This window comes from Streptomyces sp. NPDC096339 (assembly GCF_044762985.1).
GTDB lineage: Bacteria > Actinomycetota > Actinomycetes > Streptomycetales > Streptomycetaceae > Streptomyces.
Window position 1 is genome coordinate 139,819 of sequence record NZ_JBIWFI010000012.1, and the last position, 17,137, is coordinate 156,955.

The 17,137-nt window shown below is 74.8% G+C and carries 14 protein-coding genes; 8 read left to right on the forward strand and 6 right to left on the reverse strand.

Translation table 11 applies throughout. From position 1 onward, the window contains the following. The first annotated feature begins 29 nt into the window (after nt 1-29). Nucleotides 30-1,769, forward strand: a complete 1,740-nt coding sequence (locus ACIQ5Y_RS18280; RefSeq protein WP_403881031.1) for an RNA ligase family protein — start codon at nt 30-32, stop codon at nt 1,767-1,769. Continuing rightward, nucleotides 1,769-4,561 (forward strand): poly(A) polymerase, encoded by a 2,793-nt coding sequence (locus ACIQ5Y_RS18285; RefSeq protein WP_403880882.1) that lies wholly within the window; start codon nt 1,769-1,771, stop codon nt 4,559-4,561. The genes ACIQ5Y_RS18280 and ACIQ5Y_RS18285 overlap by 1 nt, the downstream gene beginning before the upstream one ends. Before the next feature lie 509 nt (nt 4,562-5,070). Here the strand turns inward: ACIQ5Y_RS18285 and ACIQ5Y_RS18290 are convergent. Together ACIQ5Y_RS18290 and ACIQ5Y_RS18295 are read right to left on the reverse strand one after the other, a co-directional pair. Then, on the reverse strand, nt 5,071-5,988 hold the full coding sequence (locus ACIQ5Y_RS18290) for an NADP-dependent oxidoreductase (RefSeq protein ID WP_403881034.1): 918 nt from the start codon (nt 5,986-5,988) through the stop codon (nt 5,071-5,073). 101 nt (nt 5,989-6,089) lie between these two features. Continuing rightward, the gene (locus ACIQ5Y_RS18295; protein ID WP_403880884.1) at nt 6,090-7,166 is read right to left on the reverse strand and encodes an RNA ligase (ATP); all 1,077 of its coding nucleotides are present in this window, start codon (nt 7,164-7,166) and stop codon (nt 6,090-6,092) included. A gap of 154 nt (nt 7,167-7,320) precedes the next feature. Between ACIQ5Y_RS18295 and ACIQ5Y_RS18300 the strand changes: the two genes are divergently transcribed. After that, nucleotides 7,321-8,064 carry an SDR family NAD(P)-dependent oxidoreductase gene (locus ACIQ5Y_RS18300; RefSeq protein WP_403880886.1) on the forward strand — a complete coding sequence of 248 codons (744 nt, stop codon included), beginning with the start codon at nt 7,321-7,323 and terminating at the stop codon, nt 8,062-8,064. Between the two features lie 149 nt (nt 8,065-8,213). Continuing rightward, nucleotides 8,214-8,495 carry a hypothetical protein gene (locus ACIQ5Y_RS18305; RefSeq protein WP_403880888.1) on the forward strand — a complete coding sequence of 94 codons (282 nt, stop codon included), beginning with the start codon at nt 8,214-8,216 and terminating at the stop codon, nt 8,493-8,495. A 6-nt stretch (nt 8,496-8,501) separates the two neighbouring features. Here ACIQ5Y_RS18305 and ACIQ5Y_RS18310 read toward each other — a convergent pair whose 3' ends face one another. Together ACIQ5Y_RS18310 and ACIQ5Y_RS18315 are read right to left on the reverse strand one after the other, a co-directional pair. Next, nucleotides 8,502-9,332: a peptidoglycan-binding protein gene (locus ACIQ5Y_RS18310; protein ID WP_403880889.1), complete on the reverse strand. Its 831-nt coding sequence runs from the start codon at nt 9,330-9,332 to the stop codon at nt 8,502-8,504. 321 nt (nt 9,333-9,653) lie between these two features. Continuing rightward, nucleotides 9,654-10,811: an MFS transporter gene (locus ACIQ5Y_RS18315; RefSeq protein WP_403880891.1), complete on the reverse strand. Its 1,158-nt coding sequence runs from the start codon at nt 10,809-10,811 to the stop codon at nt 9,654-9,656. A gap of 478 nt (nt 10,812-11,289) precedes the next feature. On the opposite strand from ACIQ5Y_RS18315, the gene ACIQ5Y_RS18320 reads away from it, so the two are divergent. Then, nucleotides 11,290-11,568 (forward strand): hypothetical protein, encoded by a 279-nt coding sequence (locus ACIQ5Y_RS18320; RefSeq protein WP_403880893.1) that lies wholly within the window; start codon nt 11,290-11,292, stop codon nt 11,566-11,568. A gap of 57 nt (nt 11,569-11,625) precedes the next feature. Continuing rightward, nucleotides 11,626-12,447 carry a MerR family transcriptional regulator gene (locus tag ACIQ5Y_RS18325; RefSeq protein WP_403880895.1) on the forward strand — a complete coding sequence of 274 codons (822 nt, stop codon included), beginning with the start codon at nt 11,626-11,628 and terminating at the stop codon, nt 12,445-12,447. Here the strand turns inward: ACIQ5Y_RS18325 and ACIQ5Y_RS18330 are convergent. Next, nucleotides 12,419-12,727: a hypothetical protein gene (locus tag ACIQ5Y_RS18330; protein WP_403880896.1), complete on the reverse strand. Its 309-nt coding sequence runs from the start codon at nt 12,725-12,727 to the stop codon at nt 12,419-12,421. The genes ACIQ5Y_RS18325 and ACIQ5Y_RS18330 overlap by 29 nt on opposite strands. A 91-nt stretch (nt 12,728-12,818) precedes the next feature. On the opposite strand from ACIQ5Y_RS18330, the gene ACIQ5Y_RS18335 reads away from it, so the two are divergent. Further along, nucleotides 12,819-13,274, forward strand: a complete 456-nt coding sequence (locus ACIQ5Y_RS18335) for a hypothetical protein (RefSeq protein ID WP_403880898.1) — start codon at nt 12,819-12,821, stop codon at nt 13,272-13,274. Between the two features lie 428 nt (nt 13,275-13,702). Next, complete coding sequence (locus tag ACIQ5Y_RS18340) at nt 13,703-14,215, forward strand: GNAT family N-acetyltransferase (protein WP_403881037.1); 513 nt, start codon at nt 13,703-13,705, stop codon at nt 14,213-14,215. Nucleotides 14,216-14,381: 166 nt separating this feature from the next. Here the strand turns inward: ACIQ5Y_RS18340 and ACIQ5Y_RS18345 are convergent, their stop codons facing one another. Continuing rightward, entirely contained in the window at nt 14,382-17,114 is a 2,733-nt protein-coding gene (locus ACIQ5Y_RS18345) for a LamG-like jellyroll fold domain-containing protein (protein ID WP_403880900.1), read from the reverse strand. Nucleotides 17,115-17,137 lie beyond the last annotated feature (23 nt).

Sequence of the window (17,137 nt, forward strand, 5' to 3'; positions counted from 1 at the left end):
GGCACCACGTCGTCGAGCAGGAGCGGATCATGCGCACCCACTATCCCCGTACGCCGCACCTGCCCTGGTCCCCCGGGGCGGCGGCGGACGACGTCCGGGCCGCGGGGCTCGAAGGGCTGGCCGAGCGCGAGGTCGTGGTGACCGAGAAGCTCGACGGGGAGAACACCACCCTCTACTCGGACGGCCTGCACGCGCGCTCGCTCGACTCGGCGCACCATCCCTCGCGGGCCTGGGTCAAGGGGCTCCAGGGCCGGATCGGCGCCGGGATCCCGGACAACTGGCGGGTGTGCGGGGAGAACCTGTACGCCCGCCACTCGATCCCGTACGAGGACCTCGACAGCTGGTTCTACGGGTTCTCGGTGTGGGACGGGGACCACTGCCTGGACTGGGACTCGACCGTACGGTTCCTGCGGGGGCTGGGCGTGCCCGTCCCGCGCGTGCTGTGGCGGGGCGTCTTCGACGAGCGCGTCCTGCGCAAGCTGCGGCTCGACACCACGCGGCAGGAAGGGTACGTCGTCCGCACGGTGGCCGGGTTCGCGCGCGAGGACTTCGGGCGCCGCGTGGCCAAGTGGGTGCGCGGCGGGCACGTACAGACGGATACGCACTGGATGTTCGCGCAGGTGATACCCAACGGGCTCGGTGCGTCGGCCCCGTTGTGGGCGGTGCGGTCCGGGGCCGAACCGGATGTGGCGGGGCTGTGCGCGGCCGTGGGGATGACCGCGGCCCCCGACGCGGACGAGGTCGCCGAAACGGCCGCCCGGATCGACGGGGCGGGGCGGTCCGGGGACGACCGGCTGGCCGGGGTACTGGCCGCCGTGCTGCGCCGTGAGCCGCGCGCCCGGATCATGGCGCGGCTCGCGGCGGGGCCCCTCGGGATGCGGCTCGCACGGCGGGTGGGTGACCTGGTGGGGCTCCACCCCTACCTCCAGCGGCCGTTCCCGGACGCGGAGCGGCGGGCCGGGCTGGTCCGGATGGCCGACGCGGCCGATCTCGCGGTGCTGCACGCGCTCGCCGGGGCGCTGGCGGACGGCAAGGAGGAGCTGGAGTGCGTGGAGTGGTCCGCGCTCTGCGCCGAAGAGGCCGGGCTGCTCGGCGCCGACCCGTTGGGCGACTTGCGCGACGGGATGCGGGAGTCCCTCGCCGCGCTCGACGCGGATGCGGTCGACCGGTGCTGGGCGGAGGCGCGGCGCGCCTTCGGTCAGGGCCGGATCAGCGGCGCCGCCGTCGAGGAGGCGGTGGCGGCGACGTGGCAGTGGCGCGAGGGGGCGTTCCCCCGGCTGGTGCAGCTCTGCGGTCCCTCGGGCAGCGGGAAGAGCACCTTCGGCCGCGGCCTGCCGGGCGTGGACACGTACATCTCACTCGACGACCTGCGGGCCGCCCGGGGCTCCCGCGCGGACCAGCGGGCCAACGCGGAGGTGCTGGGCGAGGGCCTGGACCGGCTGGACGCCGCGCTGGCCCGCGGCGGCACGGTGGTGTGGGACGCCACCTCGCTCACCGAACAGCAGCGGGGCCTGGCCGGCTCCGTCGCGCGCCGCCGGGACGCCCTCGTCACCCATGCCGTGCTGCTGGTCGACGAGGAGGAGCTGGCGCGCCGCAACACCGTGCGCCCGCACCCGGTGCCGGCCCAGGTGCTGGGCTCGCAGCTGCACCGGTTCAGCCCGCCGTATCCCGGTCAGGCACACCGTACGTGGTACATCGGCGCGGACGGGCGCGCCGCGGACGGCGCGGGCGGCCTGTCCGAATGGCGCCGAGAGGGCGGGGACTTCTGATGCGTACCAGCGAACAGCTCTACCACCAGGTCCGCTGGGACCCCCGGTTCGACCCGGCGCGGTTCGTCCTCGGGCTCCTGCAGCGCGGCGCCGCGCCCAAGCGGGTCCCGCTGCCCTCCTTCGTGCCCGGCGGCGACATCCCCTGGCACCGGGTGCTGTTCGTCGAGGCCGACGGCGAGCTGGTGTGGGACCGGGCCTCCGGCGTCGACCGGATCGACCTGACCGAGGCGGGCCGGGTCCGCGCCCCGCGCCTGCTGCGCGCACCGTTCTTCACCGCGCGCACCCCGCACGCCTGGGATCCGGCCGGCGGCGCCTGGCGCCCGGCCGAGGCCCCCACGACCGCGGACAACGCCCCGTCCGACGTGCGGCTGCTCACCTGGAACACCCTCTGGGACCGCTACGACGCCCCGCGCATCGCCACCGCCCGGCGCAGGCCCCTGCTGCTGGCCGAGCTGGCGGCCGCCGATGCGGACCTCATCGCGCTCCAGGAGGTCGAGCCCGAACTGCTCGGCATGCTGCTGGCGGCGGAGTGGGTGCGCGCCGAGTACACCGTCACCACGGATCCCCGGGGCCGGGACGTGGCCGAGTACGGGCTCCTGCTGCTGAGCCGGCTGCCGGTACGGGAGGCGGGGCTGCACGGGCTCGGCCCGCACAAGGCGGTCACGGCCGTGACGGTGGACACGGCGGCCGGCCCGCTGGTCGTCGCCGCGACCCACCTGACCAGCGATCACACCGAGCGGGGGGACGTCCGGCGGGAGGCCGAACTGGCCCGGCTCGCCGAGGGCCTCGGCGGCATCGAGGCCGGAGTGGCGCTGCTCGGCGACTTCAACGACGGCCGCTCCGGCGCCGAGGGGCCCGCGGCGGCGCTCGGCATGCGGGACGCGTGGAACGACGTACACGGGGCGGCCGACGCCACACCGACCTTCGACCCGACGGCCAATCCGCTGGCCGCCGTCGGCTCCCTGACGGGCCGGGCCTCCCGGCTGGACCGCATCCTGCTGCGCGCGGCCGGGGCTCGCGTCACGCGGGCGGCACTGCGCGGCGATTCACCCGACACCGAGGGCCTGTTCCCCTCCGACCACTACGCGGTGGAGGTGACGCTCGGCTTCGGCGCCGCGCCCGCCGGGCCGGCCGTACCGGCGACGGCGCGCACGGCGGTGGCCTGGCTGCCAACGGACCTCCCGGACGCGGTGGCCGATCTGCGCCGCGAGCACGACCCGCAGGCCGACCGCTGGCCCGCACACGTGAACCTGCTGTTCGGCTTCGTCCCGGAGTCCTCCTTCGCCGGGGCCCTGCCCCTGCTGGCCGAAGTCGCCAGGGGCACCGCCCCCTTCGACACCGAGCTGAAGGGCGTGTACGAGTTCGGACACCGCGAGGACAGCACCCTCTGGCTCGACCCGGCCGCGGCCGGTGACGCCCCCTGGCAGGAGCTGCGCCGGGCCCTCGCGGAACGCTTCCCCTCGTGCCGGGGCCGCGCGGAAGGCTACACCCCGCACCTGACGCTCGGCCGCAGCCGCGATCCTCACCGCGCGGCCGCGGAGTTCGCCGCCCGGCTCGGCCCCGCCCGGTCCGCGCGGGTCGGGGAGCTGGCCGTGCTCTCGCGGCGCGGGGACGGCCCGATGCGGGTGCGGGCCACCGTCGCACTGGGCACCGGCGAAGTCCACTGGATCCCGGAGCGCGCGCCCGAACCCGCCCCGGCGACCCCCGCCGACCCGGTGACCGAGCGGCTGCGCGCCGCCCTGCTCGAGGCGGAGCTGTACGTGGCCGGTTCCCGCCGGATGGGCTGCGGGCTGCCCGCGGCGGACCTGGACCTGGTGGCGGCCCTGCCCGACACGGCCGGCCTGCGCGGCCGGGTGGCCGCGGCGCTGCCGGAGGCCCGGCGGCTGCGGGAGGTGACCGGAGCACGGGTGCCGGGGCTGCGGTTCCGCGTCGGCGCCCTCGACGTGGACCTGGTGGCCGTCGCCACCGGGGCCGAGGACCCGGCGCGGGCGGTGTCACGACGCTCCCAACTGGGCGAAGCGGCGGCCCTGGCCCTGAGCGCGGTGAGCGACGCCGACGCGGTACGACAGCACGTGGGCGCGGAACACGAGGCGTTCGCCGCCCTCGCCCGGCGGGTGAAGGCCTGGGCACGGGCCCGGGGCCTGGACTCGGCCCCGTTCGGCGGGCTGCCGGGGCTGGCCTGGTCGGTGCTGGCGGCCCGTACCGTCCGCGAGGCCACGGACCGCTCCCCCTCCGGTCTGCTCCTGGACTTCTTCGGCACCTGGGCCGCCTGGGACTGGCGCACCCCGGTCTCCCTGTCCCCCTCCACCCCCGTGTCGCCCCCGGCCCCGCTCACGGTCCTCACCCCCTCGCATCCCGTACGCAGCTGCACGGCCCAGGTCGGCCGGGACATGCGGGAGTTGCTGGTCCGGGAGCTGTACGAGGCGTGGGAGCTGCTGTCCGCCGACCCCGCGGCCTCCCTCGCCGCCGCGCCCCCGCTGCACCGCAGGCACGCGGCCTGGGCGGTGGTGACCGTACGTCCGGGCGGGGCCCTGCTCGACGAAACCCTGGGCCGGATGCGGGGCAGGCTGCGGGCCCTCCTCGCGGCTCTGGAGGAGGCCGGCGTACGCGAGGCGCACGCCTGGCCCCGCCCCTTCGAATCGACCCCCGCCCTTGTCCGCTACGCGATCGGGCTGGGACCGACGCCGCCGGACGCGGACGTGCTCGCCGCCGTATCCGCGGCGTGGTCCCGAGGCCTGCCCGGGGTCGAGGTCACCCACACCCCAGGCGGCGAGGTCCCGGACCTCCCCTGACCCCACCGGGACACCCCCGCGCCGGCGGGGTCGGGTGTGCGGTGGGGCGCCCCCGCAGGGCGTCGAACACAACAGGGCTGCACATGTCCGCTGCCTCGTCACGTTCGACGCCCGAGGAGGTGCCCCGGCGCGCGCCCGGCCCCGACGGCCGTTAGGCGCGGCCCGGGGCGGGATGCCGCTGCGCGGAGCAGTCCCCTACCCGCCCTTCCACCGTTCCCCGGGCTCCGCCCGAACCCTCCCCCAGCTACCGCTGGGAGGTACCCCCGCCCTCAAACGCCGGACGGGCTGAAAGCCCCAGGGGCTCCGCCCCCAGACCCCCGCGCCTCAAACGCCGGCGAGGCTGAAAGACCCGGGGCGCCGCCCCGAACCAAACGGGGGCTCCCCCGGCTGGGCCTTTGCCACTGTCGCCGCAGGGCGAGTTCAGCCCCGCCGGCGTTTGAGGCGCGGGGGCTCGGGGGGCGGAGCCCCCGCAGCGGCGCCGCCGCCCGGCCGACCGCCGGAGGCCACGGTCAGAGTTCGATGACGATCTTGCCCGCCGTGTGTCCGCCCTGGCTCAGTTCGAAGGCCGCCGCCAGCTCCCCCAACGGAAACTTCCGCGCGATCGGCACCCTCAACTGCCCGCCGTCCGCGAGCCGCCCCAGCTCCGCCAGGTCGGTGCCGACCGGCCGGACCCACATCCACTCGCCCCCGGCGCCCGTCACGGTGGGATCCGCGATGGAGGCGTGCCGGCCGTCGTAGTGCAGGACCTCACGGGTCACCCCGAGGACGCCGCCGACGAAGTCGGCGACGACCGTCGGCCCGTCGGGAACGAGGGCCCGCACCCGCCCGACCAGCCCGTCCCCGTATTCGACGGGCTCCGCGCCCAGATCCCGGACCCGGTCGTGGTTGTGTGCGGAGGCCGTACCGATGACCCGCGCACCCAGCGAGCGCGCGATCTGCACGGCGAAGGAGCCGACCCCGCCGGCCGCGCCGTGGATGAGCACGGTGTCGGCCGCACCCGTCCCGAGCCGCGTGAGCACCTGGTAGGCGGTGAGGCCCGCGAGCGGCACGGCCGCGGCCTCGGCCCAGTCCAGCGCGGCCGGCTTGCGCGCCAGGGTCCGTACCGGCACGGACACGAACTCGGCGAAGGTCCCGCCGTGCACGTAGTCCTTCCGGGCGTAGGCGAACACCTCGTCGCCCTCGGCGTACTCGGGCGCGTCGATGCCGACCCGTTCCACGGTCCCGGACACGTCCCAGCCGGGGACCACGGGGAAGACGACGTCCATGAGGCCGTCGAGCCCGCCCGCCATGATCTTCCAGTCGACGGGGTTGACGCCGGCGCACTTCACCCGGACGAGGACCTCCCCCGGCCCGACCTTCGGCATCGGCAGCCGGGTCTCGGTGAGCACCTCCGTCCCGCCGTACGTCTCGTACGCCATCGCCCGCATGGTGTCCTGGGACATGTATCCGGTACCGACCTCTCCGTACAGTGGGATGGGCCCCGCCCCGGGCCCATCCCACCACGTACGCCGCCCGGCCCCTCGCAGGCTCACTCGTACTCGGTGCCGCCCTTGCGCGTCAGGTAGGCCGGGCTGACCGCCTTGGCGATGGCCCGGCCGCCCACGACCGGGCTGTACCGCTCCGTCGCGGGCCGGATGACGACACCCTCGCGCAGGTGCAGGGCCTTGCCGGACACGGTCTCGCGGCCGCTCGCCCACTCCAGGACGGTGTCGAGGACGTAGGGGCCCTCGTACAGCCTCGGTACCAGGGGGAGTTCGCCGCCCGCGAAGAGCTCCGCCGGGTCCAGCCAGCGGACCTGACCGTCGATCTCGGCCGATACGTCGAACACGGCGAGACCGGGCGGCGCGTCGGCGGTGCGCACGTCGGTTCCGTACGCGAGGTCCTGGACGCCCGCCCCGTACACCTCGCCGAAGATCCCGATCCGGGTCGCGCCGAGCCGGGCGGCGAGTTCCGCGGCGACGGCGGGTACGTCGTGGCCGCGTACGGCCCGCCAGTAGAGGTTGCGCTCCTCCTCCTTGAGGGCCAGCCCCTTCGAACCGAATCCCTTCGAGGTGACCAGGCTCCGTCCGCCCTCCACCACGTACGTGAACAGGCAGGCGGTGCCGTGCAGTTTCTCGGTGAGGACGACCGGCTCACCCTCCTCGAAGATCTGCGGGTAGCGCTGGAGGTTCTCGATGTCCACCCACGGCAGCAGGTCGGGGGCGGCCTCGACTTCCCCGCTCATGGTGGTGGGTATCGGCGGGGCCCATTTGGTGATGCCCAGCAGCTCCGCGAAGTCCGTGCCGTCCTCGGCCGCCTTCACCAGGTCGACGCCGTCGAGGGCGCTCGGCCGGCAGACGAGGCCCTGCGAGAGCTCGCCGCGCAGCCGGACGGCCTTGACCCGGTCGGCGGAGCCGCCGGCGAGCCGGCCGGTCAGACCCAGCTCCTCGATCAGCCCGGCGGGCAGCACGGCCTGCTCGGGGATGTAGACGGCGAACTCGCCCGTGCGGTAGGCGCCCTTGGCGATCACGGCGCGGTAGAGGCCCACTTGGGCGAGTTCCAGCGCGTCGGCGTTCGGGTGCTCGTGGACGGTCAGCTCTTCGGCGGTGACTCTCAAAGTCGACATGGGCAGCTCCTCGTACGGTGTTTCGTGCTCGGCCCCCACTCTCGGCGCCCGGATTTCCGCTGGTCCAGCGGAAATCCGGGTGTTAGCCTGCCGCGCCGCCCCACACGGCTGCATGTACCACGCATGTGCGTTCCACGGCATTCAGGAGGCCCCCATGTCACGTCGTCCGGTCACCGTCGTCACGGGTGGGAGCAGGGGCATCGGCGCGGCGGCCTGCCTGCGGCTGGCCGCCGACGGGCACGACCTCGCGCTGGGGTACGTCCGTGACGCGTCGGCCGCCGAGGCCGTCGCCGAGCGCGTACGGTCCACGGGGGCGCGCTGTGTGACCGTACGGGTCGACACCGCCGAGGAGGCCGGTGTCGAGCGGCTCTTCGACATCGCCCGGGCCGAACTGGGCACGGTGACCGGCCTCGTCAACAACGCCGGGGTGACGGGCCCGCTGGGCCGGCTCGCGGACGCGCGGACCGAGGACCTGCGGCGGGTGGTGGAGGTGAACCTCCTCGGGTACCTGCTGTGCTGCCGCCGGGCCGCCCGGGACATGGCGGAGTCGGGCGGCGGGGCCATCGTGAACGTCTCCTCGGCGGCAGCCACCCTCGGCAGCCCCGGGGACTACGTCCACTACGCGGCGACGAAGGCCGCCACCGACGCGCTGACGGTGGGGCTCTCCAAGGAGCTCGGCCCGGACGGGATCCGGGTCAACGCGGTGGCCCCCGGCATCATCGAGACCGACATGCACGCGGCGATGGGGGACCCGGACCGCCCGGCCCGCGCAGCCGCGGGCATCCCGCTGGGCCGGCCCGGGCAGCCGGAGGAGGTCGCCGGCGCGATCGCGTGGCTGCTGGGCCCGGACGCCTCGTACACGACGGGGACGGTCCTGCGGGTCTCCGGCGGCCGCTGACCGCGTCCGCGGCGGTGCGGGCACGGCGACGGTCGCGCGGGGGATCCGGACCGTCCCCGGACCCCCCGGACGGCCGCGTCGGCGGCCCACACCCCGAGGTCCGGCAGTCGGGAGTGGCGGTGCGGGCCTTCTGCTGAGACCATCCCACGGTGATCTCGAACCTCCCCGCCGGCTGGACGATGGAGCGCGTGCGGACCCTCTCCGGAGACCCTGAGGCCACTCTGCTCTCCCTCGACCGGTGGGTGGCCGTCGAGGACCTGGAGCAGGGTGACTACACCGTGCTCCGGCCCCGGTCGATCCTCGTGTTCCACGAGTTGTGCCTCGTGGAACACGACGGCGAATGGTTCATGGGTCAGCTGGACGATGACGGCTCGGTGATCTGCTGGTCCTCGTACGGATCCGACCTCGCCGAAGCCATCCGGGGCCTCTGACCCGGGTCACCGGTCGAGGGCCGCCTGTGTCGCCGGGCCGTAGATGCCCTGGGGGTCGCCCTTGATGTCCCGGTCGCGCTGGAGTTGGCTGACACCGCGCTTGGTCTGGCCGTCGTAGACGCCCGTGACGGAGACGTACGTGAACCCCTGCCCGAACAGCAGCTCCTGCAGGGCGCGCACCTGCGGCCCCTTGTCCCCCATGCGCAGCGTGGCGGTGGGGACGCCCGCCTCCGCTGCCGGCGCACTCGGGGACGGCGTCGGCTTCGGGGCCTGGCTGGTGGGCGGGGCGGAGGACTTCGACGCCGACGGGGAGGGGCTCGGGCTCCCGGACGACCCGGTCGGCCCGGGCGACTCGGTCGGCTCCGCTCCGGACCCCGGCATGCGGCCCGGTAGGCCGGGCACGGTCAGTCCGGTCGGCGCCTTGGCCCGGGGCGGTACCGGGTCGTCGGGACCGGTCAGGATGAGCACCAGGCCACCGGCCGCGCCGAGCCCGAGCAGGGTGAGGACGGCGATCATGAGCGGGTCCGCGCCGCTGCGCTCCCGGCGGCGCCCGGCGGGCGGGACCGCTGCCGGGGCCCGTCCGGAATCGGTTGCCCGGTCCGGAGCGGAAACCGGCGCCGCGGACGGAACCGGTCCCTGATCCGGGCTCTCGTCCGGTCCCCGGGTCGGGCGGCGGGCCGGGTCCGGGGCCGGGGCCGGGTGGACCACGGGCCCCGTGTGCGGCCACGTCGGCGTCGTCGGGCCGGACGGCCACACCGGGGACGTCACGTGCGGGTACGGGTACACGAACCGGCGCTCGTCGGGGAAGGCGCCGTTCTCATCGGTGTCGTGGGACATGGTTGCTCCCGGCGAGGACGGGGGCCAGCGCGGCGGTGCGGTGCCGGCCCCCATCCGGCCGGTCAGGCCCTGCGCCGCCGGGCGGTCAGGGCCGGGACGGCGGCGCCGGCGGGCGCGTCCGATCCGGGCGTGCCGAGGGAGGCTGGGGCGAGCGATGAGCGGACGGACGCGGGTCTGGACATCTGCGGGTCTCCGAAGTGCGGCTCAACCGGTGCGTCGGCGGTGCGACTGCGGTGGTTCTGTCGTGGTTTCGCGGTGGTGATGCGGTGCTTCCGTGGTGGTTCTTGATCGGCGCACTCTTTCCCTCCGGGACGGGCCCGGTCAAGCCGGGTGTCCGGTACGCCCCGAGGCATCCGCTCTGTCGGGTCGGCGTCGGATCGCCGTGGTCCACACCGTGACGGCGGCGAGCAGCATCAGGGCCGCTCCGCCGAGCGGGGCGGCGGGGACGGAGAGGCCGTCGACCGCGAGGCCGCCGAACAGGGCGCCGGCCGCTATCGCCAGATTGAACATGGCCACCATCAGCGAGGACGCGGCCTCCGCGGCCTTCGGAGCCGCCTTGATCATCCACTTCTGCACGCTCACCGAGACCCCTCCGTACACGAGCCCCCAGGCGACCAGCAGGGTGGTTCCGGCGACCGCCCCCGGCAGGACCGCGATGAGCGCGAGGATCAGGGCGAGGAAGGAACTGATCAGGAGCAGGTTCCGGTACGCGTCGCGCGCCCCGGCGAGGAAGTTGCCGGCGACACCGGCGAGGCCGTAGCCGAGCAGGAGCGTGCTGACCCGGCCGGCGCTGATGCCGGAGACGTCCTGGAGGATCGGCCGTACGAACGTGTAGGCGGCGAACTGCCCGGTCACCACGAGGAAGGTCACGATCACACCCGCGCGGACCGCCCGGTTCCGGCGCAGTAGCGCGGGCAGTTCACGGAAGGCGATGTGCTGGGTCGGCGGCAGCGGGGGCAGGAAGAGGAGCAGGGCGGTGAGCGTGACCAGACCGAGGCCGCCGACCGCCGCGAAGGCGGTGCGCCAGCTGCCGAGTTCACCGAGCAGGGTGCCGGCGGGAACGCCGAGCACGGAGGCCGTGGGGACGCCGCTGAACACGAGCGCGGTCGCCCGGCCGACGTGCCGCTCGGGAACGAGGCGGCCCGCGAGCCCGCCGGCTATCGCCCAGAACCCGCCGACGCTGACGCCGACGAGCAGGCGGGCGGTGAGCAGGACGGTGAAGTTCGGGGCGAGGACGGCGGCGAGGTTGGCGGCGGTCATCAGGGCGATGAGCACGCAGAGCACGTGCCGCCGGTCGAGCCGGCCGGCGCCGACGGTGACGAGCGGGGCGCAGAGCCCCGCGATCAGCCCGGGCACGGTGACCATCAGGCCGGCGGTGCCGTCGGATACCCCGAGGTCGGCGGCGATGGGGGTGAGCAGGCCGACGGGCAGCAGCTCGGAGGTGATCAGGCAGAAGATCCCGAGGGCGACGGCGCCCACGGCCGCCCACCCCTTCCAGGGAGCAGGGGCCGGAGCGGGGGCAGGAGCGGGGGCAGGGGCAGGGGCGGTGACGGGCACGGATCCGGCGACCGGCGAGGAGCCGGGCGGGGTTTCCGGTTCGGGCGAGGGCGTGGGGTCACCGGGCGCGGTAGCTGCAGTCATCGATCGGTACTCCGTACGAGACGTTCTGCGGACAGGACTCGACGGCACCAGGTGCCGGGGGTCGCGCCTCCCCCGTCACCCGCACTGCCGTTCCAAGCGCCCGGTCGCCCCTCTCGTTCGCGCTTTCCGCGCGTCCCGCGTCACTCGGACGCGTGAGGTGGAGGACCGGGTCCGCCGCAGGGTACGGCACAGTGGTCGGATGCAGTTACGCCGGGCCGTCCCCTTGTCCCTCGTCGCGCTCCTCGCGAGCTCCGGCTGTGTCTCCGTGGGCCCGGAGGCTTCGGTTCCGGCACCCGCGCGCGGTTCCGTACCGCCCGTGAACGCGCCTGACGTGCCGCTCTCCCTCCCGCTGGGGAAGCTGCCGGCCTCCCCCGCCCCGGACCCCGCCCCGGACCCGGAGCCCTCTCCCGCCCGTTCGGAGAAGGCGCCGGTCAAGCCCCGGAGGGCGCGTACGCCGGGCCCCGCGACGGCCCGCCCGCGCCGCAAACCCGTGCCGCCCCCGCACCCGCCGCGCATGGACGAGCTGTGCGCCGCCGCGGAGGGCTCAGTACCGGCCTCCATCGTGGACCTGTGCCTGCGGCAGTACGGACGCTGACCGGAGGATGTGAGGCTTGACCCTCCCCCTGTGTCAGGGCCTGCACTGGAGAGCGTCATGTTCAGCATCGGAGATTTCGCCAAGCACGGCCGGGTTTCGGTCCGCATGTTGCGTCATTACGACGCCCTCGGACTGCTCCGCCCGGCCCGTGTCGACCCCTTCACCGGCTACCGCTTCTACGAGGCGGGCCAGCTCGCCCGCCTCAACCGTGTCATCGCGCTCAAGGAACTCGGCTTCAGCCTCGACCAGGTGGGCTCGATCCTCGACGAGCGGGTCGACGCGCAGGAGCTGCGCGGCATGCTGCGGCTGCGGCAGGCGGAGCTGGAGACCGCCATGGCCGCCGCGGCGGCCCGGCTGGTCCAGGTCGAGGCGAGGCTCCGGACCATCGAGAGTGAGGGATCCATGCCCGCCGACGACATCGTCGTGAAGAGCCTTCCGCCCGTCCGGCTCGCCGAGCTGACGGGGATCGCGAGGAGTTACGAGCCGCAGGACATCAGCCCGGTCATCGGGCCGCTGTACGAGGAGCTGTGCCGGTCCATGGAACGGGCGGGGGTGGCTCCGACCGGGCCCGGCATCGCCTACTACGAGGACGCGCCCGACGGGGCGATCCGCGTGCACGCCGCGCTGCCGGTGGCGGCGTCGGTGGGCGCCGGGCAACTGGGCGGTGAGGTGCGGATCGTCACGCTGCCGGGGGTCGAGCGGGCCGCGACGGTGGTGCACCGGGGTTCGATGGACGGGGTGCTGCCCACGGCCCAGGCGCTGGCCCGGTGGATCGACGCGCACGGCCACCGGTCCGCGGGGTACGCGCGGGAGCTGACGCTGGCCTGCCCGGAGGACCGTGAGCAGTGGGTCACCGAGTTGCAGGAGCCGCTCGCCTGAGGCGACGCGGGCGCGCGGCGCGGCGGACGGTGCGCAGTCGGCACATGGTGACGTGGCCGCGCCGCCGCCACTCGGCGCGCGGCAGCCCGGCGCGGTGGCCGCCGCCGGAGATGAGGGCGTTGACCGGGGTCAGCGGGTCGGCTCCCAGCCCCTTGGCGACGAGGACCCCGACCACGAGCGGCGCCAGGGCCAGGGCCAGGGCCGTCCCGGCGGTGGTGACGTGCTGCCGGGTCGGCCGGAGTGCGGTGGTCGTCGTACCGCGGGGGGTCTCGGAGGTCATGGCCCCATTCGACCAGCGGCGGCGCGGCGGGGAATCGGGGCGGATACTCAGGCCGTTGGGCACGACGTACTCAGATGGGAGGGGGCGGCGGATGTCGGAGGGGCAGGGCTTCGAGCCCGCGACGGGCGACGGGCCGGATCCGGAGCCTGCCGAGCCGGGGCGGGCCGCCGAGGTGCGCACGGCCTACGAGGGCCTGCTCCAGATCCGCCGCCTGGTGGGCGGCCCGGCGGGCGCCTCGGTGCCCGCGCCGTGGGAGGTACGGCAGGCCCCGCGCGCGGTGGCCCTGACCCTGGAGGCCGCGGGCATGCCTCCCTCGGCGCTGGACGCGGTGGGCCGGCGCACGCGCACCGGCTACCGGGTGGCCGCCGCGGCGGAGTCCGGGCGCGCGCAGGTGACCTGGCTCGGCGCACCGGGATCCGGCGCGGCCGAGGAGGAACAGGAGCGCCTGGCGGCCTGCGCGGCGGTGCTGGAACGGGCGGGGTGGGTGTGCCTGTTGTACCGGGGCCCGCGCCACCGCCGGTTCCTGGAGGTGGAACCGCCCCGCTGAGGGCCCGGCCGGAAAACCCGCTGGCCGCGGCGCTCCCGTACGGGCAGACTCGCCGGATGGGCATGCTCGAGGCGATGGCGGACCGGCTCGGCCGGGGCGAGACCGTGGAATTCCGGCCGACCGGCGACTCGATGACGCCGCTCGTCCGCAGCCGGCAGAAGGTCCGGGTCGCGCCCGCCGACCCGGCGCTCGTCGAGGTCGGCGACATCGTCCTGGTCCGCGTCTCGGGCACGGTGTACCTGCACCTGGTGTCGGCCGTGGACGGCCCCCGCCGTCGGGTGCGGATCAGCAACAACCGGGGCCGCGTCAACGGCTGGGCCGGCCATGACCGGGTGTTCGGCATCTGCCTGTCCGTGGACGGCGTGCCGCGCCCGGGGGCCGGCGCGAAGGTCCGGGGGGTCGCGGCCCCGGCCGGGGTACGGCCCGTCGTGCTGGCCACCGAGCGGCTGGAGCTCGTACCCCTGCGCCCTTCGCACGCCGAGGAGATGGCCGGCGTGCTGGCCGATCCCGCTCTGCATTCCTTCATCGGCGGTGCGCCGCTCGCTGCCGATGAGCTGCGTGCGCGGTATGAGCGGCTTGCCGCCGGGTCTCCCGATCCCGGGGTGGTCTGGTGCAACTGGGTGCTGCGGCTGCGCGCCGGGTGCCGGCTCGTCGGTACCGTTCAGGCCACCGTCGAACCGGCGCGGGGCCTCGCCGAACTGGCCTGGGTCGTCGGTACGCCCTGGCAGGGCCGCGGGCTGGCGGCGGAGGCGGCCCGGGCGCTCGCCGACTGGCTGCGGGGGCTGCCCGTCGACCTCCTCGTCGCGCACGTGCACCCGGACCACGCCGCCTCCGCCGCGGTGGCCGCCGCCTGCGGGCTCCGGCCCACCCCGCACCGGCAGGACGGCGAGGTCCGCTGGGAGTCCGGAGGCGGCCCCGGCGGCCCTGCCGGTCGAGCGTGAGCAGGAGTACGTCCGCTTCCTCGCCGCGTGAGCGGGCGAACTCCCGGGTGCTGTCGGTGATGGTGGAGCCGCATTTCCGCAGGACCCGGATCGAGGCCGCGCTGTCGGCGACGGCCCCGTCCGCCACCACCGTGCGCAGGGTGACGGCGGGGTCGTCGCGGCCTGGTCACGGTGCGCCGAAGGTCAGTGTCAGCCGGGGCGTGCCCTCACCCCCCTGGGCCTCCGAGGACCACAGCCACAGGGCGTCCGTGCCGGTGCTGCTCAGCGCCAGGTCGTAGCCGCCGCCGAGCGCCGCGGAGACGCTCGCCGTGGTCAGCGCGGCGGTGTGCACCGCCGAGCCGTCCGGGATCCCCGCGAAGCCGCCCAGCGCCGGAGCGCCCAGGCCGGGGCGGTTGTTGTAGGTCGTCCCGGCCTCGGTCCAGGCCCCGGTGACGGGGAGCACGGAGATGGTGTCCGTCGTACCGGCGCCGCTCATGGTGCTGGTCTTGACGCTCAGGACGGCCGACTTGAGCACGGTGCCGGCGGGCGCGGCGGGCAGGTTGAAGCGCAGGTAGCTCGCGTAGAAGGAGCTTCCGCGCACGGCGAGGGAGCTGGAGGTCCCGTAGTTGGCGTCGGGGGCGCCGGCGTTGGCGTAGGTGTCCTCGGCGGCGGTCACCTGGAGCACCTGGTCGGCCGGGGCGGTGGCGAGGGCGTGGTGGTTCTGTACCTGCGCCGCGCTCAGGGCGGTCGGGTAGACGGCGGTCTCGTCGAGCTGCCCCGCCCAGTACTCGCTGGTCGGGCGGTCGGGCCAGCCGCCGAGGCTGTCGCCGCCCGCGTGCCAGTAGCCGGCGAAGTTCTCGTTCGTGGTGACGGCCAGGGTGCCCTTCTGTACGCCGTCCACGTAGAGGGTCATGCCGCCGGGGCCCTGGGTGGCGACGACGTGGTGCCAGGCGTTGTCGTTGTAGGTGCCGGGGGTGGTGATGGTGCGGGTGGCTCCCGTGTAGACGCCGAATACGAGCCGACCGTCGTTGGTCATGTAGATGTGCTTGTCGTACTGATTGCTGCCGCGGGCCTGGTTGCTGCCGAAGCCGAAGAGCTTGCCGCCCCGGGTGGTGTTCGTCTTGAACCAGGTCTCGGTGGTGTAGGTGTTCCCCACGGTCTGCCGTTCGTCCCCGTACACCTGGGTGTCGGTGCCGTTGAAGCCGATCGCCGTGCTCGCGCCGGAGACCGCGCCCGGGGTCTGCCGCAGGGCGGGGGCGTTCAGGTGCACGCCGCTCTTGTTGCCCGAGACGGAGGAGTCGGCGACGAAGGGCAGGACGGACTCGTCGTAGCGCCAGTACTGCCGGGCTCCGTCGGCCCGGACCTGGTTCGGGTAGGCATCGGTCTTCGTCGGCACGGTGACGCTCGCCGTGGGCGACAGGGCGCTGGTGTTGCCGGCCGCGTCGGTGGCCGTCACCCGGTAGGTGTACGACTGGCCGGGCGTGACGGTCGTGTCGGTCCACGAGGCCTGCGGACGCCTGAAGAACAGCGAGTCGGCGGTGACGGTCGCGATCGGCGTGGCCGCGCCGCCCCGGTAGACCTTGTAGGTCAGTGCGCTGTCGTCGAGGTCGAGGCTGGTGCGCCAGCGCACCTGTACCTCGCCGGGCTTGAAGCTGACAGCGCTCGCGACGGGCACGCTGGGCGCCCCGGTGTCCCCGGTGGAGGCGAAGCGGGTCAGGCTCTGCTGCGCCGCGCCGTTGACGGTGGTGAACTCCCCGCCGACCCACAGGTACTGGACGCCGCCCTTGGAGCCGACGGTCATCACGCGCGGGCCAATGCCCTCGCCGATGCCGTCGTTGGTGTCGGGGGCCCAGCCCAGTTTGCCTGTGCCGGTGGTGGGCTGGGCGAGCAGGTGGTGGCGCTGGCCGTCGGGGAACTCGCCGACGCTGGAGCAGTCGTGGGCGTGCGAGGCGCTGTAGAGCACGTTCTGGTACGGCAGTACGGCCTGGGTCGCGCCCAGACAGGTGTCGCGCCAGCGCTGGTTGAAGTCGGCGAGGCCCAGCGCGATGCGGCCGTCGAAGACACCGCCGCCCGTTCCCTCGTTGGCGGTGTAGAAGCCGGTCGCGTCGGTCGCGATGTCCTTGACCACCGAGTTGGTCTCGATGAAGCCGTCATAGGACTTGGTGAGTGCGCCGCTCGTCGCGTCGACGACGGCCAGCGCGTGGGTGTTCGTACCGTTGACCGTGAAGAAGTCCCCGCCGAGGAGGACGCTCTTGCCGTCCGGGGTGACCTCGATCGCACGCCCGGGCTCGTCGGCGTCGGCGGTGAAGGGCTTGAGGGCGCCGTCGGCCGCGCCGACGGCGGCGAAGCGCTGACGGGACTGGCCGGCGACGCCGAGGAAGTCGCCGCCCGCGTAGACGGTGTCGCCGGTGACGGCGAGGGCCCGGACGGTGGCCGCGAAGGCGGGGCGGAAGTCCGTCTTCACCGTGCAGCTCGCCACGTCGACCGCGGCGAGGCTGGAGACGGCGGTGCCGTTGACGGCGCCGAAGTAGCCGCCCGCGTAGAGGGTCTTCTTGTCCGGGGAGAGGGCCAGCGCGCGGACGGTGGCGGTACCGGAGGGAACGGTGAAGGAGAGGGTGCAAGAGGTCGGTGCGCCGGTGGCGGCGTCGAGCACGGCGAAGTTCACGGCCGGCTGTTCGCTTCCGGCGCCGCCCGCGGGCGGGCGCACGGCGGAGAAGGTGCCGCCCACGAAGACCTGCCCGGCCGCCTCGGCGAGGGCCCAGACCACGCCGTTGGGCTGCCAGGTGGGCAGCGGGTCGGCGGTGAAGGCGACGGGCGGGGTGACCGCCGCGGCCTGCGGGACGAGGCCGAGGCCGAGCCCGGCGCCGGTTCCCGCCAGGGACAGGGCGACGGCGGCCGCGAACCCTCTGGATCTACGCATGAACCCCCCAGTTGCGTGTGCGG